The 23,971-nt window shown below is 33.7% G+C and carries 17 protein-coding genes and 3 tRNA genes; 8 read left to right on the top strand and 12 right to left on the bottom strand.

The window, feature by feature from the left end:
- Positions 1-8: 8 nt before the first annotated feature.
- Positions 9-1,178, top strand: coding sequence for a THUMP domain-containing class I SAM-dependent RNA methyltransferase (locus AC23MC_RS05390; RefSeq protein ID WP_487567277.1), 1,170 nt, complete (start codon positions 9-11; stop codon positions 1,176-1,178).
- Positions 1,179-1,376: 198 nt separating this feature from the next.
- Here AC23MC_RS05390 and AC23MC_RS05385 read toward each other — a convergent pair whose 3' ends face one another.
- Complete coding sequence (locus tag AC23MC_RS05385; protein ID WP_487567278.1) at positions 1,377-2,297, bottom strand: homoserine kinase; 921 nt, start codon at positions 2,295-2,297, stop codon at positions 1,377-1,379.
- A 119-nt stretch (positions 2,298-2,416) separates the two neighbouring features.
- Entirely contained in the window at positions 2,417-4,864 is a 2,448-nt protein-coding gene (gene thrA / locus AC23MC_RS05380) for a bifunctional aspartate kinase/homoserine dehydrogenase I (protein WP_487567279.1), read from the bottom strand.
- 270 nt (positions 4,865-5,134) lie between these two features.
- Here thrA and AC23MC_RS05375 point away from each other — a divergent pair, with 270 nt between their 5' ends.
- The gene (locus AC23MC_RS05375; RefSeq protein WP_487567280.1) at positions 5,135-6,631 is read left to right on the top strand and encodes an NAD(P)H-hydrate dehydratase; all 1,497 of its coding nucleotides are present in this window, start codon (positions 5,135-5,137) and stop codon (positions 6,629-6,631) included.
- Between the two features lie 58 nt (positions 6,632-6,689).
- On the opposite strand, the gene AC23MC_RS05370 is transcribed toward AC23MC_RS05375, so the two are convergent.
- Positions 6,690-8,069, bottom strand: a complete 1,380-nt coding sequence (locus AC23MC_RS05370; protein ID WP_487567281.1) for a TlpA family protein disulfide reductase — start codon at positions 8,067-8,069, stop codon at positions 6,690-6,692.
- A gap of 123 nt (positions 8,070-8,192) precedes the next feature.
- Here AC23MC_RS05370 and hutH point away from each other — a divergent pair, with 123 nt between their 5' ends.
- Positions 8,193-9,695 carry a histidine ammonia-lyase gene (gene hutH, locus AC23MC_RS05365; RefSeq protein WP_487567282.1) on the top strand — a complete coding sequence of 501 codons (1,503 nt, stop codon included), beginning with the start codon at positions 8,193-8,195 and terminating at the stop codon, positions 9,693-9,695.
- Between the two features lie 19 nt (positions 9,696-9,714).
- Here the strand turns inward: hutH and AC23MC_RS05360 are convergent, their stop codons facing one another.
- The 4 genes from AC23MC_RS05360 to AC23MC_RS05345 all read right to left on the bottom strand — a co-directional run bounded on the left by AC23MC_RS05360 (position 9,715) and on the right by AC23MC_RS05345 (position 14,517).
- A complete protein-coding gene (locus AC23MC_RS05360) occupies positions 9,715-10,074 on the bottom strand; it encodes a helix-turn-helix domain-containing protein (protein ID WP_487567283.1) in 360 nt (119 codons plus the stop codon).
- A gap of 2 nt (positions 10,075-10,076) precedes the next feature.
- Complete coding sequence (locus AC23MC_RS05355; protein ID WP_291116022.1) at positions 10,077-10,373, bottom strand: type II toxin-antitoxin system HigB family toxin; 297 nt, start codon at positions 10,371-10,373, stop codon at positions 10,077-10,079.
- 137 nt (positions 10,374-10,510) lie between these two features.
- Positions 10,511-11,881, bottom strand: coding sequence for a 30S ribosomal protein S6--L-glutamate ligase (rimK, locus tag AC23MC_RS05350; RefSeq protein ID WP_487567284.1), 1,371 nt, complete (start codon positions 11,879-11,881; stop codon positions 10,511-10,513).
- An 86-nt stretch (positions 11,882-11,967) separates the two neighbouring features.
- A complete protein-coding gene (locus AC23MC_RS05345; RefSeq protein WP_487567285.1) occupies positions 11,968-14,517 on the bottom strand; it encodes an ATP-dependent Clp protease ATP-binding subunit in 2,550 nt (849 codons plus the stop codon).
- Between the two features lie 259 nt (positions 14,518-14,776).
- On the opposite strand from AC23MC_RS05345, the gene gyrA reads away from it, so the two are divergent.
- Both gyrA and AC23MC_RS05335 read left to right on the top strand, forming a co-directional pair.
- Positions 14,777-17,341 carry a DNA gyrase subunit A gene (gyrA, locus tag AC23MC_RS05340; RefSeq protein WP_487567286.1) on the top strand — a complete coding sequence of 855 codons (2,565 nt, stop codon included), beginning with the start codon at positions 14,777-14,779 and terminating at the stop codon, positions 17,339-17,341.
- A 28-nt stretch (positions 17,342-17,369) separates the two neighbouring features.
- Positions 17,370-18,641: a tetratricopeptide repeat protein gene (locus tag AC23MC_RS05335; RefSeq protein ID WP_487567287.1), complete on the top strand. Its 1,272-nt coding sequence runs from the start codon at positions 17,370-17,372 to the stop codon at positions 18,639-18,641.
- 52 nt (positions 18,642-18,693) lie between these two features.
- Here AC23MC_RS05335 and AC23MC_RS05330 read toward each other — a convergent pair whose 3' ends face one another.
- Both AC23MC_RS05330 and AC23MC_RS05325 read right to left on the bottom strand, forming a co-directional pair.
- Entirely contained in the window at positions 18,694-19,455 is a 762-nt protein-coding gene (locus tag AC23MC_RS05330) for a C40 family peptidase (protein ID WP_487567288.1), read from the bottom strand.
- Between the two features lie 19 nt (positions 19,456-19,474).
- A complete protein-coding gene (locus tag AC23MC_RS05325; protein ID WP_487567289.1) occupies positions 19,475-20,653 on the bottom strand; it encodes an acetyl-CoA C-acyltransferase in 1,179 nt (392 codons plus the stop codon).
- Between the two features lie 290 nt (positions 20,654-20,943).
- Here AC23MC_RS05325 and AC23MC_RS05320 point away from each other — a divergent pair.
- The 3 genes from AC23MC_RS05320 to AC23MC_RS05310 all read left to right on the top strand — a co-directional run bounded on the left by AC23MC_RS05320 (position 20,944) and on the right by AC23MC_RS05310 (position 21,189).
- Positions 20,944-21,027, top strand: a tRNA-Ser gene (locus AC23MC_RS05320).
- Between the two features lie 8 nt (positions 21,028-21,035).
- Positions 21,036-21,113 (top strand) — tRNA-Pro (locus AC23MC_RS05315).
- A 2-nt stretch (positions 21,114-21,115) separates the two neighbouring features.
- Positions 21,116-21,189: transfer RNA gene (locus AC23MC_RS05310), tRNA-Arg, on the top strand.
- Positions 21,190-21,590: 401 nt separating this feature from the next.
- On the opposite strand, the gene AC23MC_RS05305 is transcribed toward AC23MC_RS05310, so the two are convergent.
- The 3 genes from AC23MC_RS05305 to AC23MC_RS05295 all read right to left on the bottom strand — a co-directional run bounded on the left by AC23MC_RS05305 (position 21,591) and on the right by AC23MC_RS05295 (position 23,636).
- Positions 21,591-22,148: a DinB family protein gene (locus AC23MC_RS05305; protein ID WP_487567290.1), complete on the bottom strand. Its 558-nt coding sequence runs from the start codon at positions 22,146-22,148 to the stop codon at positions 21,591-21,593.
- 56 nt (positions 22,149-22,204) lie between these two features.
- Positions 22,205-22,711, bottom strand: a complete 507-nt coding sequence (locus AC23MC_RS05300; RefSeq protein WP_487567291.1) for a Crp/Fnr family transcriptional regulator — start codon at positions 22,709-22,711, stop codon at positions 22,205-22,207.
- Between the two features lie 418 nt (positions 22,712-23,129).
- Positions 23,130-23,636 (bottom strand): phosphoribosylaminoimidazolesuccinocarboxamide synthase, encoded by a 507-nt coding sequence (locus tag AC23MC_RS05295; RefSeq protein WP_487567292.1) that lies wholly within the window; start codon positions 23,634-23,636, stop codon positions 23,130-23,132.
- Between the last annotated feature and the right edge of the window lie 335 nt (positions 23,637-23,971).

The raw sequence follows: 23,971 nt of genomic DNA, 5'->3' as shown, positions 1-23,971 counted from the left end.
AAACAGTTATGGAGAAGAATTTTAAGATGGTAGCCAAAACCTTTTTTGGTTTTGAAGATATTTTAGCCAAAGAAGTGCAGCAATTAGGCGGACAAGATGTGCAAACCGGGACACGAGTTGTTACTTTTTCCGGCGACAAAGGTTTTATGTACAAAGCCAATTTATCGTTGCGAACCGCTCTTAAAATTTTAAAACCAATTAAATGGTTTAAAGTGTTTAATGACAAGAGTTTGTATGATGGAATTTACAGCATAGATTGGAGTCAGTTTATGAACGAAAAGCAGACTTTTGTGGTGGATGTCACATTGTATTCTGAAGCTTTTAACAACTCACAATTTGTAGCTTTAAAAACGAAAGATGCGATTGTGGATCAATTTCGTGAAAAAACCGGCGTTCGTCCGAGTATTGATAAAGATTTTCCCGATTTACGAATTCACATTCATTTAGATCGTGATCAATGTACGGTTTCATTGGATACTTCCGGTGAATCACTGCATCAAAGAGGTTATCGTTCAGCTACGAATATTGCTCCAATAAATGAAGTTTTAGCAGCCGGAATGTTGATTCTTTCCGGTTGGGATGGAACTTCTCACTTTCTCGATCCGATGTGCGGAAGTGGAACTATTTTGGCTGAAGCTGCGATGATTGCTTGTAATATTCCGGCAAACATCAATCGAAAAGAATTTGCTTTTGAAAAATGGAATGATTGGGATAATGATTTATTCGACCAAATTATTGATAGTTTGATGAAGAAAACGAGAGAATTTCATTATACAATAAAAGGATTTGATAAAGCTCCGAGTGCCGTGAGAAAAGCTCAAGATAATATTCAGAATGCCAACTTGGACGATTATGTTACGATAGAACAGAAAGACTTTTTTGAAACAGAAAAACTAACCGATGGTCCTCTTCATATGGTTTTCAATCCGCCGTATGGTGAACGTTTAGATATTGATATGGAACGATTTTATAGAGAAATTGGCGATACTTTCAAACAAAGTTATCCCAACACACAAGCTTGGTTTATCACCGCTAATTTAGAAGCGTTGAAGTTTGTGGGGTTAAAACCTTCCCGAAAAATCAAATTATTCAATGGAAAATTAGAAGCAAGGTTGTTGAAATATGATATTTATGAAGGTAGTAAACGAGCGAAGTTTCAGAATAGGGAAGAGGATTAATTGTATTTTTTTGTCATCCTGAAAAAGGGAGGCAAAAGTATTAATCAGGATATGAGTAATTAACTCTGACGAAGTAATAGTGTACTTTTGCTTCCTTTCTCAATAATTAATTTATTGATTTTTTTAAGAAACAAATCTAAAGGACGAAGGAGGAACCTCATGATGGGATTCCTCCTTCGTCGGAATGACAAAATGAAGCTAAATTACTTTCACCCCAAAATCACAAACCTTCGAAACATAAATAGCATATTCAATTCCGGTTTTTGAATAGACTTCTTTCATTTTATTGCCCACATTTTTAGCTGTTTGAATTCCTTTACTCAATGCATAAATTGAAGGTCCTGAACCGGAAATTCCACAACCTAATGCACCATTTTCTAAGGCTGTTTGTTTGACATTATCAAATTCAGGAATTAAGTTTTTCCGATAAGGTTCAGCAACAACGTCTTGCAAACAACGACCCATTAATTCATAATCTTCGGTATATAATCCACTAATAAATCCACCTAAATTTCCCCATTGTGTAATGGCTGTTTTTAATGCAATTTCTTTAGGTAAAATGTTTCTGGCTTCAGATGTTTTTACTTCAATATGCGGATTAATAATTGTTACATACAAATCATTCGGACTATTAATTTTAATAACTTCCAACGGGTCATAACCTCGAACTAACGTAAATCCGCCCAAAATTGCAGGAGCCACATTATCGGCGTGATAACTTCCACTGGCCAAAAATTCACCTTCCATTGCAAACGGAATTAAATCTTTTCGATGCAAAGGGTTTCCTAATAACTCGTTAATTCCAACTACAATTCCTGCTGCACTTGCCGCACTGCTACCAATTCCGCTTCCGGCTTTAATTTTTTTATGGATTTCAATTTCAAATCCGAATTCTAAATCCAAGTGGTTTAACATCGCCAATCCGGCAACGCCAGCTACATTTTTATTAGTTTCCAAAGGCAAATCGGCTCCGGTTATTTTGGAAATTCGGATTCCTTTTTCATCGCTTTTGCGAATAATCATTTCATCGCCAATGCCTTCTAAACACAATCCTAACACATCAAATCCACAGGATAAGTTGGCTACGGTGGCGGGACAGAATATTTTTATTTGGTTCATTTTAGTTAGGGTTTAAGTTTGTTTAAAATAGTTTAGATGGTTTAAGTTTGTTTAAAATGGTTGAGTTAGTAGATACCAACAACTTTTAAACATTTAAACCACTAAACTTTTAAACAATTCTATACATTTCCAATCCGAATCACATCTGCAAAAATACCCGAAGCAGTAACCGCAGCACCGGCACCGGCACCTTTGATTATTAGCGGTTGATCTACATAACGATCGGTGAAAAATTCAACAATATTATCTTTTCCTTCCAAATTGTAAAACGGACTTTCCTTCGGAATAAATTGCAAACCAACGCTGGCTTTTCCGTTATCGAATTTAGCAACAAATTTCAAACGACAGTCTTTTTCTTTCGCTTCTTTCAATAAATTTTCAAAATGACTTGAGTGTTTGATTAAGGATTTGAAAAAGTCTTCATTGTTGGTGGTTTCCATACATTCTTTCGGTAAGAACGAAATATTTTCAATGTCTTCCATTTCCATTTGATAACCGCTTTCGCGTATAAGAATAAGAATTTTTCGAGCTACATCAACGCCACTTAAATCAATTTTTGGGTCGGGTTCGGTGAAACCTTGCACACCGGCTTCTTTCACAACATCGTGAAAAGTATAGGTTTCGCTAAAATTATTAAAAATAAAGTTTAAACTTCCTGATAAAACCGCTTGAATTTTATGAATTCGATCACCCGAAGCAATTAAATGTTTCAAAGTATCAATAATTGGTAAACCCGCACCCACATTCGTTTCAAACAAAAACGGAGCATTGTATTTTCGTGATAATCTTTTCAAATTCAAATAATTGTCATACTCAGATGAACAAGCTATTTTGTTGCACGTTACCACAGCAATATTTTTACGAAGATAATGTTCGTAGGTTTTCGAAACTTCTGTATTTGCTGTAATGTCAACAAAAATGCTGTTGCGAAGATTGAGAGCTTTTGTTTTTTCAATAAAATCAGCTTTTGAAGCTTTTTCACCATTATCCAAATCAGTTTTCCAATCTTTTAATGAAATTCCTTCTTCATCAAAAACCATTTTTCTGGAATTGGAAAGTGCAATAACACGCAGATTTATTTTTAAATTTTCTTTTAAGAATTTCTTTTGTAGATGAATTTGTTCAATGAATTTTTCGCCCACATTTCCAACACCCATCACAAACAAATTCAGCTGTTTGGTTTGTTCTTCAAAAAAGCGTTCGTGCAACGTATTCAATGCTTTTTTTACATCATTTTCATTGATTACTACAGAAATATTTCGCTCTGAAGCACCTTGAGCAATCGCACGAATATTCACATTGTTTTTACCTAAAGTGCTGAACATTTTCCCACTAATTCCTTGATGATTTTTCATTTGTTCGCCTACCAAAGCCACGATACACAAATCTTTTTCAACCACACACGGATTGATTTTTTGTTGTGAAATTTCCAATTCAAAGATTTTATCAATCGCTGTTTTTGCCAAATCCGCATCCGCATTCAAAATTCCTATACAAATGGAATGTTCTGACGAAGCTTGTGTAATAAAAATTACATTGATGGAATGATTCGACAGAACTTCAAACAAACGTTTGGAAACTCCCGCAACACCCACCATTCCTGAACCTTCTAACGTAATCAAACTGATTTTATCGATATGCGAAATTCCTTTAATCGGATTTCCATTTGGATTAGATTCAGAGGAAATATAGGTTCCAAAAGCTTCCGGTTCAAACGTATTTTTTATCCAAATCGGAATATTTTTACTCAAAACCGGCTGAATTGTTGGCGGATAAAGCACTTTTGCACCAAAATGCGACAATTCCATCGCTTCTTCGTAGGTGATTTTTTCAATGGGTTGAGCTTGTTTCACGATTTTCGGATTGGAAGTAAACATTCCGTTCACATCGGTCCAAATTTCCAACTCTTTTACTTTTAAGGCTGCTGCTACAATAGCTGCGGTATAATCGGAACCACCTCTGCCTAACGTAGTGGTGTTGTTGCTCATGGATGATGCAATAAAGCCCGGAATAACAGTTACTTGCGTAGCATTATCTGAAAAATAATTACGAATAGTTTTATTGGTTATTTCAAAATGAACTTCCGCTTTTCCAAAGTTATTATTGGTTTTGATGAGTTCACGACTGTCTTTAAAACTACTATTTTGCACTTTTTGCTTCATTGCTTCGGCAATGATGTAAGATGATAACAATTCGCCAAAACTTACAATCATATCTGATGTTCTATTGGTTAATTCTCCCAGTAAATAACAACCATCTAATAATGTTTCTAATAAGGAAATATTCTTTTTGCAATAATGCAATAAAGCAGCTTGTTCGTTTGCGGGAACCAATTCTTTAATGGCTTCTAGATGCTTTTTCTCGATTTGTAAAACAACATCGCGATACGAATCATCTTTTGAAGATGCTTTTTGTGCTGCAGATAAAAGTAAATCGGTAACACCACTAAATGCTGAAACAGCTACTATTAACTTATCTTCTTTGGATTTTTGTTCAACAATTTTGAGAACTAACTTTATATTTTGAGCATTGGCAACCGAAGTTCCACCGAATTTTAATACCTTCATTTGATTATTTTTTATTTGGAAACATGGATTTTATTTTATTCTTTCGAATAAGCATAGATGCGGATTATATTTGAAAATTATACCCCGAAAGGGGTTGTAGTTGAAGAAGATGTACCAAAAGAAAATCCGTTCAACGAATTGATGGAGTTATTTGAATAAAATATGTTCTTTTGTGATTTCATCTAAAACAAATGTAATAAATTTACCTAAAGAAAAAAGGAAATATAAACTTTTACGAATATTTCAAAAAACTTTCTATAACACTGGCAGATGAAAATATTTAATGCTGAAAAGACCAAAGAACTTGACAAATTAACAATTGCAAAGCAACAAATCACTTCGTTAGATTTAATGGAAAGAGCAGCTTTGCAAGCTTTTTTGTGGTTGGTAAACCATTTTCATGATAAAAAAACAGTTTATCATATTTTTTGTGGTGTGGGAAATAATGGCGGAGACGGATTGGTAATTGCTCGAATGCTAAAGCAAAATTATTTTGATGTTCATGTGTATATTGTTCCTTTTAGCGATAAATTTTCTTCTGATTTTGATAAAAATCTAGAACGTCTAAAAGAATGTAATCTTACGTATGAAGTTATCAATGCAGCTGCAGAATTTCCGGATATTGCTGAAAATCATATCATTATAGATGCTATTTTCGGGATTGGATTAACCAGAGAAATGGATAGCTGGCTTCAACTTCTAATTCAAAAAATAAATTATCATCAGTCGTATAAAGTTTCAATTGATGTTCCATCCGGATTATTTTTGGATAAAAAAACAACGATTGCTATTCATTCTGACGTTGTGCTTACATTTCAGTTACCAAAATTGGCTTTTTATCTTCCTGATAATGAAAATTTTATTAACGACATTGCTTTGTTGCCAATTGAGTTTGATGAAAAAGCAATTGAGTCAATTTATACAAATTATTATTATACCGATTTGAATAAAATAAAAAAACGATATAAACCAATTTCTAAATTTTCACACAAAGGAACACAAGGTCACGTTTTGCTGATTGGCGGTTGTTTTGGAAAAATTGGAGCGATGGTTTTGGCCTCGCAAGCAGCTTTGCGATCCGGCTGTGGTTTAGCAACGGTTTTTATTCCTAAATGTGGTTATGAAATTATGCAAACGGCAACTCCGGAAACAATGGTTATTACTGATAAAAGTTACCATAAAATTACAAATATTGAATTTGATTTTCAGCCAAAAGCAATTGGTATTGGTATGGGAATTGGTCAAGATGAGGAAACAACTCAAGCTTTTCATCACTTTTTAAAAAATAATTCCATTCCGTTAGTGATTGATGCGGATGCGTTGAATATTCTTTCGGAACATCCGGAATGGCTGAATTTATTACCTAAAAATTCAATTCTGACTCCACATCCGAAAGAATTAGAACGGCTAATCGGAACTTGGGAAGACGATTTTGATAAAATTGAAAAAGTAAAAATGTTTGCAAAAATGTACCATTTAATTGTTTTAATTAAAGGAGCTTTTACTTTAATTATAGATGAAAAAAATGTGTATGTCAATTCTTCGGGAAATCAAGCATTGGCAACCGGTGGAAGTGGAGATGTTCTATCGGGAATGATTACAAGTTTTCGTGCTCAAGGATATTCTGCTGTTGATGCCGCACTTTTAGGGGTTTATTTTCATGGACGAACGGCTGATATTGCTATGAATGATATGGGTTATGAAGGTTTTATAGCTTCGGATATTATAAAGTATCTAGGTAAAGTTTTTTTGGAGTTGAAAAAGTAAACCATTTAGAAACTAAGTTAATTTCCAAATGGTTTAAAAATAAGTAAGATGATTGAATTTACAAACCAACTTCCTTCAACAATTCTTTTAATTTAGCATCTGATGGTCTTGGAGCATCGGCATTCACTATTTTACCTTCAGTATCAATTAGGATAAATCTCGGAATTCCGTCAATCGCATATTTTTTCACAAAATCCGATTCCCAGGCATTATCCGCAAATAATTGAATTCCTTTTAATTCTTTGTCAGCCACCATTTTTTTCCATTTTTCATGGTCTTTTTTTTCATCAATTGAAATACTGACGAATTCTATATTTTTTCCGTGATATTCTTTTTCAACTTCTTTTAAAGCCGGAATTTCTCCAATACATGGTCCGCACCAAGTGGCCCAAACATCTATATAAACAAATTTTCCTTTCAAACTTTCCAAAGAAGTTTTTCCACCATTTATATTTTCATAATCAAAAGTAGGAGAGGGTAAACCTTTGGCAATATTTTTTAAGATTTCAAATTTTTCTGTTAGTTTATCGTTATACTTTTTATCAATTGAATAACTCAGCATTTCTTTGTAAACAGCTTCTAAATTTGGAGTTGTACCATTCAATTCATACATCATATTTTTGACCATTTCACTTTGAATGAGTTTGCTTTTGATTGTTTTTAAAGTAGCAAAACCTTTTTCAATAGGTGTTTTTGTAGAGTCTGCTTCGGCATACATTTTTTCAGAAAAGTGGCTTCCGCTTAAATTACGATAGGAATTGGAGAATTTAAATAATTCTTCATTATCCAAAGAAAAATCATCACCAATTTTAGGAAAGCTTTCTGAAGCTTTGAATTCTCTATTGTCAGTAAAGTATCCGTGATAAGACGGATATTGTTCATACAATTTTAAAACATGATAATCGGCATCTAATTTTTCAAGTTTTACAAAATTTTGATTGGTTAACTTTGCTTCATCCAATGTTTTCAAAATTTCTTTTTTATACAATTCATTTTTTTCAATAAATGCTTTTTCATCTAAAGTAAATAACGGTTTAAAACCTTCCATATCATTCATTTTACCATATATCGATTCAATTACTTGATGTTTTTTTGACATAAAATTATTTTCATCAGAACCATTTCCTTTGAAAGTAAATGATTTTTCAAACTCTTCCGCATTGTTTTCGATATTCAATTGAAATCCGTTTTCCAAATAAATGAACCGTTGTTTTTCATCATTTAGAACCAACGAATAAAGTCCGTCATAATCCAATTGAAGCGTGTCCGAAAATGTTCCGTCTTCATTAAGATTGATTTCTTTTGAAAAATTCAACCCTTCTAATTTGATGGTTTTTGACTCAGCATTTGCAATTTTTCCTGATAATGTGGTAATAACTTCTTTATCCTGACAGGAAATAAAGCAAATTACAGAGAGTAGTGCGATAATTTTTTTCATGGTATAATTGTTTAGTTTCTCAAAAGTAAGAAATTCAATTCATAATTTGTTATTAAAAAAACCACAATTATGTTGCATTTATGCAAACGTTTGCGGAATTTTGAAACCTCAACCAAACAATAAATGGACCATTATCATTATATCAGTTCCGACCTACTTTCGTTGGAAACCATCAATCAAATTTTACTTGAAAATAAATCGCTGGCTTTATCAGAAGAAGCGAAAGTCAACATTCAAAAATGCCGTGATTATTTAGATAAAAAAATGCTATCGCAAACCGATCCGATTTACGGAATTAATACCGGATTTGGGTCGTTGTGTAATGTGAAAATTTCAAATGAAAACCTTTCGCAACTTCAAGAAAATCTAGTGAAATCGCATGCATGTGGAACAGGTGATGAAGTTCCGAATTCGATTGTGAAGTTGATGTTATTACTTAAAATTCAATCATTAAGTTATGGAAATTCAGGAGTTCAATTAGAAACGGTGGAACGATTGATTGAATTTTTTAACAATGATGTTTTACCGATAATTTATACGCAGGGTTCTTTAGGTGCTTCAGGTGATTTGGCTCCATTAGCACATTTGAGTTTACCATTGTTAGGCCAAGGCGAAGTTTGTTTTGAAGGAAAAAAAGTGCATTCTAAAGAAGTTCTTGCTCATTTTAATTGGAAACCCATCGTTTTGCAATCCAAAGAAGGTTTGGCTTTGTTGAACGGAACTCAGTTTATGAGTGCGTATGGTGTTCATATTTTATTAAAATCGTATAAATTATCCTATTTGGCAGACTTAATCGGTACCATTTCTTTGGAAGGTTTTGATGGTCGAATTGATCCGTTTAATGAATTGATTCACCTAGTTCGTCCGCACAAAGGGCAAATTGAAACAGCTCAACGAATCACTGATTTTTTAGATGGAAGTCAAATTATCAATCAAAAGAAAGTTCACGTTCAAGATCCGTATTCTTTCCGATGTATGCCACAAGTTCACGGTGCTTCAAAGGATACAATGGATTATGTGCGAAGAGTTTTTCGAACAGAAATCAATTCTGTAACCGATAATCCGAATGTTTTTGTAGGTGAAGATGTTATTGTTTCGGGTGGAAATTTCCACGGACAACCGTTAGCTTTAGCATTAGATTTTCTCGGAATTGCTTTAGCCGAATTAGGAAGTATTTCAGAAAGAAGAACGTATCAATTGATTTCCGGACTTCGAGGATTACCGGCTTTTTTAGTTGACAATCCTGGTTTGAATTCTGGTTTTATGATTCCGCAATACACGGCAGCAAGTATAGTTAGCCAGAATAAACAATTAGCCACTCCGGCCAGTATTGATAGCATTGTTTCCAGTAATGGTCAAGAAGATCACGTGAGTATGGGTGCGAATGCGGCAACAAAATGTTTCAAAATTGCTGAAAATTTAGAACGCATTTTTGCTATTGAATTGATGAATGCTTCACAAGCGATTGAGTTTAGAAGACCATTAAAATCTAGCGAATTTATTGAACAATTTATAGCTTCTTACCGAACAGAAGTTCCGTTTGTAAAAGAAGATCGCATTTTGCATTATGATATTGAAAATTCAATTGCTTTTTTGAGGAGTTTTGAGATTGAGGTGGAGAATTAAAAAGTTAATAGAATATTTTTCATAAACCTAAAACAATAGTAGGATCGATATCTAATTTTTTACTGATGTCTCTTGCCGTTTTTAACGTTGGTTCCGTTTTTCCTGTTAAATATTCACTAACTCTGGAAGTGCTTACGCCTAGTAATTCGGATAAACGCTTTTGATTTAATCCACGTTCATACATACGCAATTTCATTGTTTCAATTAATGTTGGTTTTTTAACGGGATAATTAGTTTCCTCATAATCTGCCACAAGGTCAGACAAAATATTAAGTTCGATATAACCTTCAGCATCTTGATTTTCAATGTTTTCTTGATTTTTTAAAAGTTCTTCAATTCTTTGAATCAGTACATTATATTCTTTTTCTGTTTTAATCATCACTATATATTTTTGATGTCTTTTATTTTGTCATACTCTGAATGCGTTCCTATAAATCGGATGTACACTTTTTTTGCGTTGAACGAAATAATTGCAACTAATCGATACGAGTTTCCTTTTATATTAAAAACAAAACGATTGTTGCCAACATAATCAACAGTATTAAAATCCTTTTTAATATCATTTAGCGAATTCCAATCTTTAGAAGTTACTGTGTAATACCAAACAAATAAAGCACTTTCGGCATCATTATGATTCTCAGAAAATTCTTTTATTCTTTTGAAAGTAACAATTCGCATTGAAATTATTTTATACAAAGATATATAAAATTTTGAAATTCAAAATATTGTTTTGAAAAACATTATTTTATAAAATATATTAAAACTTATGAATTGATTTTTTTATTTAAACGATTAAAATATGATCGTTTAACAATCTACTTCACCCTAAAATTCTTCTCAATCGCCTTAATCATTTCCCCAGCAATGTCTTTGTTTGTTGCACCTTCAATTCCTTCTAAACCTGGAGATGAATTGACTTCCAACAAAAGCGGCCCTTTACTCGAGCGAATAATGTCCACTCCGGCTACTTTTAATCCCATCGCTTTGGCAGCTTTCACGGCAATAATTTTTTCTTCTCGAGTTGGTTTGATAACCGAAGCTGTTCCGCCTAAATGAATGTTCGCTCTAAATTCTCCTGCCAATGCTTCTCGTTGAATGGTCGCTACTACTTTTCCGTCAATAACAAACAAACGCAAATCTTTTCCGTTGGCTTCTTTGATGAATTCTTGTACTAAAATATTGGCATTCAAACTTTTAAATGCATTAATTACACTTTCTGCTGCTTTTTTAGTTTCTGCCAAAACAACTCCTTTTCCTTGAGTTCCTTCTAAAAGTTTTACTATTAAAGGAGTTCCGCCAACCATTTTTATTAAATCATCTGTATCTAATGGCGAATTGGCAAATCCGGTAGTTGGAATGTCGATTCCATTATTCAAAAGCAATTGCAACGAATATAATTTATCTCGTGACTGCGTAATTGCGGAAGAAGAATTCAAACAAAAAATCTTTAATGCTTCAAATTGACGCGTCAACGCACAACCATAAAACGTAATATTCGGACGAATTCTAGGGATGACTGCATCCAATTCATTCAAAACTTTTCCACCACGGTAATGAATTTGAGGTGTGTCTGCATCCAATTTCATATAACATTCTTTGATGTTTAAAAATTGCATTTCGTGACCACGGCGTTCACCGGCTTCCATAATTCTTTTATTGCTGTACAGTTCAGGATTACTGGCCAAAAGTCCGATTTTTAAACCTGAACGCTCTTTTAACACATCGGGATATAAGTCTTTTAATTTATCGGTAGAATTATCGCCTAACAAATATTTCCTTTCAGGATCAACCATCGCACGTCCGCTCATCGCTTCGCGACCTAATAACATTCTGAAACCCATTGAATCTCGGTTTGTCAACGTCATTTCAATCACCCAATGTGAATCACCTAATTGCAATTGCGTTTGAATTACAAAACGTTGCTCACGAAATCCGCTGGAACTTTTTACCACACGTTTATCAATCAAAGGAGCTTGACAATGAATGATGGTTTTGACGTTATTTTGAATCGGATTAATATCAAACTTCACCCAATGTTCCCCTTCTTTGATAAATGGACTGATGTTGATGGCGTGTAGGGCAGAGGTTTTGGCTCCGGAATCTACTCGGGCTTTGATAGTTGGAATTCCTAATTCTGGGAAAGAACACCATTCCTCGCTACCTAAAATTAATTTGTTGTCTAACATTTTTTGATTGATTGTATAAAAAAGCCACGAATTCACAAATAGTTTTACTTTAATTCGTGAATTCGTGGCTTACAATTTAGTTATATTTAACTCGTTGGTTTTTCTGCTTTTTGAACTTTTACGTTTAATTCTTGAGCATCGTCTTCAATATCCATAAAAATTTCGTCACCTTCTCCAATTTTGGAAGTGATAATTTCTTCGGCTAACGAATCTTCCACATATTTTTGAATTGCTCTTTTTAATGGTCGTGCTCCAAATTGTTTATCAAAACCTTTATCAGCAATAAATGCTTTGGCTTTATCAGACAAATTCAACGTATAACCTAAATCTTTAATTCGAGCATATAATTTTTTCAATTCGATTTCGATGATTAAATCGATGTGTTCTTTTTCTAATGCATTGAACACAATTACATCATCAATACGATTTAAAAATTCAGGAGCAAAGGTTTTCTTTAACGCATTTTCAACTACACTTTTTGAATGATCGTCCGCTTGCGAAACTTTTGCGGCAGTTCCAAAACCAACACCTTGACCAAAATCTTTCAATTGACGAGCTCCTACATTGGAAGTCATAATGATAATGGTATTTCTAAAATCGATTTTTCGACCTAAACTGTCCGTTAAGTAACCATCATCCAACACTTGCAACATCATATTGAAAACATCCGGATGAGCTTTTTCAATTTCATCTAAAAGAACAACACAATACGGTTTGCGACGGACTTTTTCGGTTAACTGACCACCTTCTTCGTAGCCAACGTATCCCGGAGGTGCTCCGACTAATCTGGAAATTGCAAATTTTTCCATGTATTCACTCATATCAATACGAACCAAAGCATCTTCAGAATCGAATAATTCTTTAGCTAAAACTTTTGCTAATTGCGTTTTTCCAACTCCGGTTTGACCTAAGAAAATAAACGACCCAATCGGACGGTTTGGATCTTTCAATCCGGCACGATTACGTTGAATCGAACGGGCAATTTTCATCACTGCTTCGTCTTGACCAATAACTTTTCCTCTGATTAATTCAGGTAAGTGAGCTAATTTATTGCTTTCAGTTTGAGCAATTCTGTTCACAGGAATTCCGGTCATCATCGAAACAACATCAGCAACATTGTCTTCGGTAACGGTAATTCTGTTATTTTTAGAATCAATTTCCCATTGTTCTTGAGCAATTGCTAAATCTTTTTCGATGCGTTTTTCATCATCTCGCAATTTAGCTGCTTCTTCATATTTTTGCTTTTTAACGACCGTATTTTTCAATTCACGAACATCTTCCAATTGTTTTTCTAATTCCAAAATTTGTTTCGGAACTTCAATGTTGGTGATGTGTACACGCGAACCGGCTTCGTCTAACGCATCAATCGCTTTGTCAGGTAAGAATCGATCAGACATATAACGACTGGTCAATTTCACACACGCATCAATCGCTTCCGGTGTATATGTTACACTGTGATGATCTTCATATTTACCCTTAATATTATTCAAAATTGTAATTGTTTCTTCAATCGTAGTAGGTTCTACAATTACCTTTTGAAAACGTCTTTCCAAAGCACCGTCTTTTTCAATATATTGACGGTATTCGTCTAAAGTTGTAGCACCAATACATTGAATTTCGCCTCTGGCTAAAGCAGGTTTAAACATATTCGAAGCATCTAACGAACCAGTTGCTCCACCTGCACCCACAATGGTATGAATTTCATCGATAAACAAAATAATGTCATCGTTTTTTTCCAATTCATTCATTACCGCTTTCATTCGTTCTTCAAACTGTCCGCGGTATTTTGTTCCGGCAACTAAACTTGCCAAATCAAGCGTTACCACTCGTTTGTTGAATAAAATTCGAGATACTTTCTTTTGTATGATTCGCAACGCTAAACCTTCGGCAATGGCAGATTTACCAACGCCGGGTTCACCAATTAAAAGCGGATTGTTTTTCTTTCTTCGGCTTAAAATTTGTGAAACACGTTCGATTTCTTTTTCACGACCCACAACCGGGTCAAGTTTTCCTTCTTCTGCTAACTCGGTTAAATCACGGCCAAAATTATCTAAAACAGGCGTTTTGGATTTTTTATTGGTTTTACTTCCGGGATTATTAAAGTTGCCTTCTTTTAAACTGTCATCTTGTCCTGAATCTTCATTAAAAGATTCATTTTTTGGAAAGCTGTCAGTATATTCGTCTTCGTTATTATTCGGTATCATATTCAAATATTGTTCTTTCGCTATATCGTAATCGATTTTTAGCTTGTTAAGTAATTTTGTTGTCGGATCGTTCTCGTTCCTTAAAATACAAAGCAAAAGATGTGCCGTACTGATGGAAGAACTCTGAAAAACTTTGGCTTCCAAAAAAGTAGTTTTCAAGGCTCTTTCCGCTTGACGGGTAAGGTGAAGATTCTTTTTTTCGTTACCCACTTCAGCATTTGGGTTAGGCGGACTAAGTATTTCTACTTTCTTACGTAAATATTCTAAATCAATATCTAAATTGCTCAAAATAGTGATTGCTTTACCATTTCCGTCTCTCAAAATTCCTAGCATCAAATGCTCAGTCCCAATAAAGTCGTGCCCTAAACGCAAGGCTTCTTCTTTACTGTACGTGATTACATCTTTGACTCTTGGAGAAAAATTATCATCCATAGCAGTTCTTTTTAAAGGTAAATTTACTAAATATGGTTGGTAAATGCAAAAACTATTCCCATTCATATCTACTGTCAGCTAATTGACAAAAAATATTTGAATTATGAAAGTTAAAGTTACGTTTAATTATTAACCAAAAAACACCTCATTTTTGTTAATAAATCATTGAAATTAGTTCGATAAAAAGCTTTCAAAAAGTACAGAAATCCGTATATTAGCACGTTTTGAAATAATTATAATTTTTAACCAATAAATACATATGTCTGAAGGAGAAAAGTTGATTCCTATTAACATCGAGGACGAAATGAAATCAGCGTACATCGATTATTCGATGTCAGTAATTGTGTCACGTGCATTGCCGGATGTTAGAGATGGTTTAAAGCCTGTACACCGTAGAGTACTTTACGGAATGTATGATTTAGGAGTTTTTTCGAATAGAGCTCACAAGAAATCCGCTAGAATTGTCGGAGAAGTTTTAGGTAAATATCACCCACACGGAGATACATCTGTTTATGATGCAATGGTTCGTATGGCTCAAGAATGGAGCTTGCGTTATCTTTTAGTTGATGGTCAAGGTAACTTTGGATCGGTGGATGGAGATAGTCCGGCAGCGATGCGTTATACGGAAGCCAGAATGCAAAAGATTTCGGAAGAAATTATGGCCGACATCGAAAAAGAAACAGTAGATTTTCAATTGAATTTTGATGATACTTTATATGAACCAAAAGTAATGCCAACTAAAGTTCCTAATCTTTTGATTAATGGAGCTTCGGGTATTGCAGTGGGTATGGCAACCAATATGCCGCCTCACAATTTGACAGAAGTAGTTAATGGAACATTGGCGTACATCGACAATACTGAAATTGAGATTGATGAATTGATGGAACACATCAAAGCTCCCGATTTCCCGACAGGTGGAATCATTTATGGCTATGAAGGTGTTCGTGAAGCATTCAAAACCGGTCGTGGTCGTATCGTGATGCGTGCTAAAATCGCTTTTGAAGAAAGTAATGGAAAAGATGCTATCATCGTAACCGAAATTCCATATCAGGTAAATAAAGCTGATATGATTAAGAAAACGGCCGATTTAGTTAATGATAAAAAAATTGAAGGTATTTCGAATATTCGTGATGAATCGGATAGAAACGGAATGCGAATTGTATACGAATTAAAGCGTGATGCAGTTCCAAACGTGGTTTTGAATACCTTATATAAATTCACACAGTTACAATCATCTTTTAGCGTAAATAACATTGCGTTGGTAAATGGTCGTCCGCAAATGTTGAATCTAAAAGAATTGATTCATTATTTTGTTGAACACCGTCACGATGTTGTAGTTCGTAGAGCTAAATTCGATTTGCGTAAAGCAGAAGAAAGAGCTCACATTTTAGAAGGTTTAATCATTGCTTCAGATAATATTGATGAAGTAATTGCTTTGATTAGAGGTTCGAAAGATGGTGATGAAGCTCGTACAAAATTAATCGAACGATTCTCATTATCCGAAATTCAAGCTCGTGCGATTGTTGAAATGCGTTTGCGTCAACTTACCGGTCTTGAGCAAGATAAATTGCGTGCCGAGTACGAAGAAATCATGAAATTGATTACGCATTTAAGAGAATTATTGGCTAATAAAGATTTGAGAATGCAAGTGATCAAAGATGAATTGGTTGAAATTCGTGATAAATATGGTGATGAAAGACGTTCTGTCATTGAATATGCCGGAGGTGATGTAAGTATCGAAGATTTAATTGCCGATGAAAATGTGGTGATTACAATTTCACACGCCGGTTATATTAAACGTACAAACCTTTCAGAGTATAAAACACAGAATAGAGGAGGAGTTGGTCAAAAAAGTGCAGGTACAAGAGATCAAGATTTCTTAGAGCATTTGTTTGTGGCAACAAATCATCAATATATGTTGTTCTTCACTCAAAAAGGAAAATGTTTTTGGATGAGGGTTTATGAAATTCCGGAAGGAAGTAAAACATCAAAAGGAAGAGCGATTCAGAACTTGATTAACATCGAAAATGATGATAAAGTAAAAGCGTTCATTTGTACTCAAGATTTGAAAAATGAAGAGTACATTAATAGTCATTATGTGATTATGGCAACTAAACAAGGTCAGGTTAAAAAGACGTTGTTAGAGCAATATTCACGTCCAAGAGTGAACGGAATTGCTGCTATTACTATTAAGGAAGACGATGAATTGCTAGAAGCAAAATTAACCAACGGAAAAAGTCAAATTTTAGTGGCTGTAAAATCCGGTAAATTGGTTCGTTTCGAAGAAAGTAAAACTCGTCCAATGGGAAGAGGAGCTTCGGGTGTTCGCGGAATTACTTTAGCGGATGAGAAAGATGAAGTGATTGGCATGGTTTCTGTAAATGATATGAGTAGTGAGATTTTGGTAGTATCCGAAAATGGTTATGGAAAACGTTCTTCATTAGAAGATTATCGTATTACAAACCGCGGAGGAAAAGGAGTGAAAACCCTTAATATTACTGATAAAACAGGAAGATTAGTATCAATCAATAGTGTGACGGATGCTGATGATTTGATGATTATCAACAAATCTGGATTGACCATTAGAATGGAAGTTTCCGATTTAAGAGTAATGGGAAGAGCCACACAAGGTGTCCGATTAATCAACATCAAAGGAAACGATTCAATCGCTGCAGTAACGAAAGTTATGAAAGAAGAAGCTGCAGAAGAAGTTGAGTTTGAAGATGTTTCTGCGGCAGTTACCGGAGAAAGTTCGTCAACAGTTGAAACAGATTTTGATGATGATGCAGATGCTGACGAGGAAAATGAAGAAACCCAAGAATAAATAAATATTAATTAAAATTAGATTTACAATGAAAAGTAGATACATTATTTCCGCTTTTGCTTTGATGTTAAGTTTGGGATCATATGCCCAAAAAGATCAACTAAAAGCGTTGGAAAAGGCTATTAAAAACTTTGAACCAACTGCTGTAAAAAATGCCTTGGCTGCAGCCGAAGGTGTAATTGGTAGTGCAACTGATCAAGAAAAAGCTCAGTTTTATTTCCTAAAAGGTAATGCTTTGTTAGAATTGGCGAACAAAAACATGGAGACCAGTAAAAATCTTCTTGCAGCTGCTACATCTTATCAAGAATTAATTGCAACTGAGAAGAAAATTGGAAAATCAAAATATTCTGAACAAGCAACTCAATCATTAGTATCTGTTAAAGATAAATTGGTTGCTGAAGCAATTAAAGATAGTGATAACAAAAGATTTAAAGAAAGTTCTCAAAAGTTGTACGAAGCTTATATGCTAAGCCCAAAAGACACTTCATATCTTTATTATGCTGCTGGATCTGCTGTAAATGGTAAAGATTATGATGTTGCCTTAACCTATTATGAAAAATTAAAAAAGTTGAATTATTCTGGCAAAGGAATGTCTTATTATGCTAAAAGCGTTGTAAGTGGTGAAGAAGAGGCGTTTAATACAAAACAAGAACGTGATAATTCTGTAAAATTAAAGTTGCATATAAATCCAAGAGATGAAAAAATTCCATCTAAAAGAGGAGAAGTTTATAGAAATTATGCTCTTATTTTAGTTGAAAAAGGTGAAAAGGATAAAGCTTTACAAGCAATTTTAGAAGCAAAAAAAGATAATCCGGATGATACTTCATTAGCATTAACAGAAGCCAATTTGTATTTAGATGCAAAAGATTATGCTTCTTATAAAAGAGTGATCGAAGAAGTTTTACAAAAATCTCCCAATGATGCCGATTTATATTATAATTTAGGTGTTATTTCAGGTACTTCTGCAAATGCAGTTGATGCTGAAAAATATTATAAAAAAGCTATTGAATTAAACCCAAAATATTCAAATGCGTATTTAAATCTTGCTATTTTAAAATTAGATGCAGATACTAAACTTGTTGAAGAAATGAACAGTTTAGGAAATTCTGCAAAAGATAATAAACGTTATGAAGAACTAAAAGTAGAAAGAGAAAAAGTGTTTAAAGATGCTCTTCCTTATTTAGAAAAAGTTGTTGAATTTGATCCTACTAATGTCGAGGCTAAAAGAACACTTCTAAATGTTTACACTTCATTAGATATGACTGACAAGTATAAAGCTTTAAAAGCTTCAATGAACTAAAATCAGTTTATTGATATAAGCAAAAAATCCCGATTTTTAAATCGGGATTTTTTTATATAATTTTTTTAATAACTCTCAATTTATGCGTATGACGATTCGTCTCCGCATTATAAATTCCTAAATGATCTAATCGGTCAATTCTAACTTTTCCACTTGCGTGAATGATGTAATTGTCATTCATAATAATGCCAACGTGAATAATTTTACCTTCTTCATTATCAAAAAAAGCTAAATCTCCCGGTTCACTTTCTTCAATAAAACTTAACGCTTCTCCTTGTGTAGATTGTTGTGATGCATCGCGTAGCAGTTTATATCCGTTAAGTTTATAAACCATTTGTGTGAAACCAGAACAATCAATGCCAAAAGGTGTTTTTCCGCCCCATAAATAAGGAGCATTCAAATACATAAATGCGGTTTTTATTAAATCACTTTTTGGTTTTATACCTGTTACTTTCAGTCCTTCAAATTCAAAATTATTGATATTTATAGTATCATAATTCAAAAAAGATAAAGAAGAGCCCAGCAGTATCGGAATAAGTAAATTGTCTTTTGATGTTACATATTCCACCAAATCATGATTTAAAATCAGGGCACTATTTGAAATTTCATTAAAATCACTTTCCGAAATAATCTGACATTGTTTGGAGTCAATCCAACCTTCATAATTATCATACTGCAAACGAATTTTAAACCATTGTTTTAGTTGTTCGAGTATTTCAAAATGTTCACCAAACAAGACTTGCGAAACTTGCTCGCTTCTATCATTTGGTTCAATTCTGAGTGGAATGATGGCTAAATTGCAGATTCCGTACATGAAAATTAATGTTTCTTGATTATGCTCTTTCGATTACAATTGCCGATGCACCACCGCCTCCGTTGCAAATTGCAGCAGCTCCAAGTTTAGCATTGTTTTGTTGTAATACATTTAGCAAAGTAACAATAATTCTTGCACCCGAGCAACCCAATGGATGACCTAATGATACTGCACCTCCATTTACGTTAATTTTTGAACCATCAAGGCCAAGTATTTTTGCATTGGCCAAACCAACTACAGAGAATGCTTCATTAAATTCAAAATAATCAACATCTGTAATTGAGAGCCCAACTTTATCTAACGCCTTAGGTAATGCTTTTGCCGGAGCAGTAGTAAACCATTTAGGTTCGTGTGCGGCGTCTGCATAACTTCTAATGAATGCTAATGGCTTTAATCCTAAAGAATGTGCTTTTTCTTCACTCATTAAAATTAAAGCAGCTGCACCGTCGTTTATGGTTGAAGCATTTGCGGCCGTAACCGAACCATCTTTTGTGAAAGCAGGATTTAGACTTGGTATTTTATCTAATTTTACATTTGTAAATTCTTCGTCTTTTGAAACAATTATTGGTTCGCCTCTTCGTTGTGGAACGGCAACCGGAACAATTTCCGAGTCAAATTTTCCTTCAGACCAAGCTTTTGCAGAACGCTCATACGATTGAATAGCAAACGCATCTTGCTCTTCTCTCGAAATTTTATATTCTGATGCACACAAATCGGCACTAACACCCATTGCATTGTTATCATACGCATCAGTTAAACCATCTTTTTGCATTCCATCTACCATAGTTGTTGGGCCAAATTTATAACCATTACGCAAATGAACGTAATGCGGAATTAAACTCATGTTTTCCATTCCACCAGCAACAACAACTTCTGCATCTCCTGATTGGATTGCTTGTGCAGCTTGCATGACAGCTTTCATTCCAGAAGCACAAACTTTATTAACAGTTGTACATGGAACAGTGTTTGGTAATCCGGCTAAAATGGCAGCTTGTCTTGCAGGAGCTTGACCAACTCCGGCTTGCACCACATTACCCATTAAAACTTCATCAACAAGTTTTGGATCTAAATTTATTTTTGCTAAAGCTCCTTGAATTGCAATTGCTCCTAATTGTGGTGCAGATACAGTGGATAAACCTCCCATAAAACTACCAATTGGTGTTCTAACTGCAGAAACGATGACTACTTTTTTATTCATAACTAAGTTTACGTTTGTTTATGTTGCGAAATTAACTATTTTACAGCTATTTTTAGCACAAAAATTATCTTTTTTATAATTTTTGAATGAAGAGAAGTAGATGTTGTTTTTACTATTACTTGGTAAAGTCATACAATTATATTTTTTTGATAGATTAGCTATGTAATTGACTTCTAAGTGATTTTAAAGAAAAGCAAAAAAAATATTAAAAAAACAAGATAAATACTTGTAAACTAAAGAATGAAAAGCTACATTTGCAACCGCAAAAAAGTTAAGTTCTTTGCAGAATAGGAGAGGTGCCGGAGTGGTAACGGAGCAGATTGCTAATCTGTCGACGGGTAACTGTCGCCAGGGTTCGAGTCCCTGTCTCTCCGCTTTTTTTCGGGGTGTAGCGTAGCCCGGTTATCGCGCCTGCTTTGGGAGCAGGAGGCCGCAGGTTCGAATCCTGCCACCCCGACCAATGGCCCAGTAGCTCAGCTGGATAGAGCAACTGCCTTCTAAGCAGTAGGTCTCAGGTTCGAATCCTGACTGGGTCACATTGAACCATCTGATTTTCAGGTGGTTTTTTTGTTTTTAGGACTTTTTTGTTTTGTAAAAAAGGTTGTAAGACTCTAAGTTTTTGTTGGTGGGATTGCTATATGAGTATTTTCTCAAGGATATTTTTGCTTAGAAGTTATTAGACTTCGAAGAGTATTGTGCTGTTAAGGAAGACTTAGGTGAGCTGGGGTTCCGAAGAAGATAAAGGAATTGTGTGCCAATTGCTTTATTATTCTTTGTAAAACTTAAATCTATTCAATTGGATTTTTGATTGTTTTAGCGGTTTAGGGTTTTGCGTTCGAGCAGGAAATCGAAGCACAAAAGCTGGTTTTATTGCTAATTTTAATTGAAAAACTGAGGTTGGGTTTTGCACTTCAGCCCGCCTTAAGCAAAAACCTTGTTAGCTGTTGGCTTTTTTTATCGCAGTTTGTATTCTGTCAATTTGGTTTAAATGTCTAATAATATGATTGATAAAAAACTGAAAAGTGTCGCCCAACTTGAGTTTGATTAAACTTGAAATTGAAGTCTGAATTTTTACTTTGTTTAAACTCACATTTCTTGATTTATTTAGCAATTCCAGAAGTTTGATTTGTTGATTTATAAATTTGTCAATTACCGTTTTGTCAAGATTTGCATTTAATGGATTTTTGTCTTTAAATGTTTTCATTTTATTCAACTTTTCCTTTGGTAACATACTTTTCGCAAAGTAATTCCCTAAAATTCCACTGTAAAATTCAATATCAGTCTTAGTAGTTGAATTTTCTATTTTACTTTCTATTTGTGGCAAATAAAAGTCGCCATATAAGTTCAAATGTTCCAAACACTCTAAAATACTCCACGAAATTTCGTCTTCTTTCCACGTTAATTTATTCAAATCGTAGGATTTTAGTTTTTCTGCTTGGTTTATAATTTGCTTTGTTTGTTCCAAAAGCGTTTGTATTAATTTCTCTGATAGCATAATTTTAAATTTTATGCAAAGTTCTAATTTGTATTTTCAATAAATCTTGATTGAAGTCAAGACTTTTTTAGTCTTGATAAAGTTTCGGCACTCATTCGCAAATAATTTGCAATATGTCTGTTTGGAATTTCTTGAAAAAGTTGTGGACTTCGTTTTAAAACTCTTTCATATCGTTCTTTTGGCGAATTTGTTAAAATGTCAATTTCTCGTTCCATTTGTTGAACAACCAAATTTTCTAAAATTTTTGTCCATAAATTTTGATTATTTTCCTTTTCTAAAAATATGTTAATTTGCTCTTTGGTTACGACTTTTACAACAGTCTTTTTAATTGCTTGAATATATAAGTTAGAAGGACTTCCCGTCAAAAAAGAGTCCAACGAAACAATTAAATTTTCTTTGTAACCAAACCTAATCGTTTGTTCCACGTAATCATCTAAAACAAAAATTCTCAAACTTCCACTTACGATATAATACAAATTAGTGTCAATGCTACCTTTTATTTTAAGAAACTCATTTCTGTCGATTGTAATTTCTTTGTCCGAAAGTTCAACTATTTCTTTCATTTTCTGTCTGGTTGTGAGTTGCGATATGCTTGCAGCTAGTTAGCTTAAAAAACCATTTAGGAACTGATTTTAATTAATTATAACGTAAATATATTGGTTTTAACTTACAATAATATAAGTAAATTAAAAAATAAAAGGTTCTAAAACGCCTTAAAAAGTTCATTTATTGCCCAAAAAGGAATGTCAGTGCATTTAAGTTGTATGATCATATTTGGTAAATAGAAGAGGAAAAACTTTCGTGGCGTCATTGATAAAGTGCACCTAACTTTTTACTCCAATACCTTCGACGGACAAAAAGTTGTTGCCAACTTTTCCAACAAGCCATTGGACCGGATAACCTTACTCGAAAAAAAAACTAACATATAACCCTTATTCAAAGTTGTTGATAACTTTATGGTGCTTTACAAAGGAACCGTTGTTAGCTGACGTTACTTTTGTAAGTATATATTTTTTCGATTTTCATAATTTCAAGTGCTTTTTTCGTTTCATTTTCGCCGTCATTTAATGAACCTGGAAGTAAAATTAATCGAGTTTTAATTTTTCCTTTTTCATCTTCAAAAAGAACTTCAAACCTTGAACGTGTAGCACCATATTTTGCATCTATGAATTTCACTTCTTTAATTTTATCTCTTTCAATTGTTGAAGTTGCAGAATAGTTCATACTTTGTTTTACTTTAAACAATAAATAACAAGCAAAAAATATATAAAATAATGCGGTAACAACTTTATTTTCTTGATATGCTTTAAAACCAAAATAAAGTAAGAAAAAAGCAAAAGAAGAATAAATAATTAGTATTCTTGAAATTCCATTTCCAACGGTATTTTTTGCAACATTTCCAATTATTCCATCTCTAGTTAAAATAATTTTGTCGGGTAAAATATGACAAAACCCTGTTTTCGTTTTGAATTTTTTTTCGAGTTCCATTCTCTAAAGTTGATTTTAAAGGATTTTTGGTATAATGTCAGCTAACTTATATATGTCTGACAAAATCAGACTTGTCTACACTAAATTGGGTGTATATGTCTGACAATCGTTAGATTTATTTTCTCAAATTTAATAAATAAATCTCACAAATCATCAAAACTACTTTATTCACTGAATTTTGTTTTTCAGCACAATCTCCTAGCCCCGATTGTAGCGGAAAGCCTTTTGTGAAAAAAACCTATTTTTTCTTGGTTTGGCAGAGCGACCTTGGGAGCTACTGCAAAACCTTAGAAAAGAAGGTTTTTGAGCAAAAGCTTATAGCGGAAAGCGGGAAT

The organism is Flavobacterium sp. T50_26, from assembly GCF_057652995.1.
The sequence above is the reverse complement of the archived record's forward strand: the minus strand, read 5'-3'. Positions and strand labels throughout refer to the sequence as shown.